The organism is Sphingomonas montanisoli, from assembly GCF_008274695.1.
GTDB classification, from domain to species: Bacteria; Pseudomonadota; Alphaproteobacteria; order Sphingomonadales; family Sphingomonadaceae; genus Rhizorhabdus; species Rhizorhabdus montanisoli.
In genome coordinates, this window is the sequence record NZ_VTOU01000014.1 from 1 (window position 1) to 1152 (window position 1152).

Consider the following 1152-nt stretch of genomic DNA (forward strand, 5'->3'; position numbering starts at 1 on the left):
AGCTAACGCTGCTCGGCGCGAGATCGGCGGGCCACACGAAGTCGGTCATGCCTTCCCCCGCGCTTTCAGGTCGCGAATCGTCGCGATCGTGTCCTGCTTCACCATCACCGCAAACCTGCCCAGCTCAGCCCGATCGACCGCGCTACCAGCAAGGTTTGGTGCGAACGTTTGATGGATCACGACCCCGCCGCGCGCGCTGGCTTCATCGCCCTTGGTAATCCGAACCATTTCGCCCGGCGTCGCGTAGAACTGCATCAACTGGCTATCGACGCCACCCGATCCGCCGACCTCGAATGAACCGCCTGTCTTGAACATTTCGATCGGCGGAAGGCCCAACGACCCGCCGCCGGTCGTGGTGCCCCCTCCTGTTGGAGTGACCGGCGATCCTTTGAAGATCGAAAAGATCGATTTGCCAGCACCCAGCAAGCCGGACAGGCCGCCGAGAATGCCGCTCACGTCGCCCGATTTCACTGATCGGATTATCGAGTTCATCGAGCCTTCGACGTTCTGTGCGAGCCCAAGGAAGGCTTGGCCTGTCCGCTCCGTCTCGGCCTCCGCCGGGCGGGTCATCACGTCGCGCAATCGGTTGAATTCGGCACTGACGCCATCGACAAGATCGGGAACGTAGCTGTGACCGACAACCCGATCCCAAAGCTCATAAAAGGCGTCGCCGACCGATTTGACCTTGGCGCGCACCGCCTCGAACACGACGTTCATCTTATCGACCAGCCAGGTCTTGGCCGCTGTATAAACGGTGCGGACGATCGCGACGATCTTGTCCCAGTTCTGCCACGCCAGATAGACCGCGCTGACCGCCAGCGCGACCAGCGTCAGCGGTCCACCAGCGATGGCGAGGCCCAGCAGCGCGCGCCCCAGCGTCGCGAGGACTGGCACGATCGCCCCGATCACGGGCGCGAGCTTGATGAAGATCGGGATTAGCCCGCCGACCGCGCTCATGATCGAACCGATGGCGATCAGGAACGGCCCGATTGCCGCCATCACGACGCCGACAGTCACCGCGAAATTAAGGAGGGCGGGGTCCGCTTCCGACAATTTGTCGATGATACCGGCCAACCCGACGACCAGCCCCGTGACGGTTTCCAAAATTCCCGATTGCCCGATGGTGATGGCCAGCGTTTCGAACGAGCCGCG

1 protein-coding gene is annotated in these 1152 nt (G+C 62.6%); it reads right to left on the bottom strand.

Annotation, left to right across the window (positions count from 1 at the left end; all coding sequences use genetic code 11):
- Positions 1–45: 45 nt before the first annotated feature.
- Positions 46–1152 (bottom strand): hypothetical protein (locus tag FYJ91_RS20765; protein WP_181008618.1); only part of this gene is annotated, 1107 nt, incomplete at its 5' end.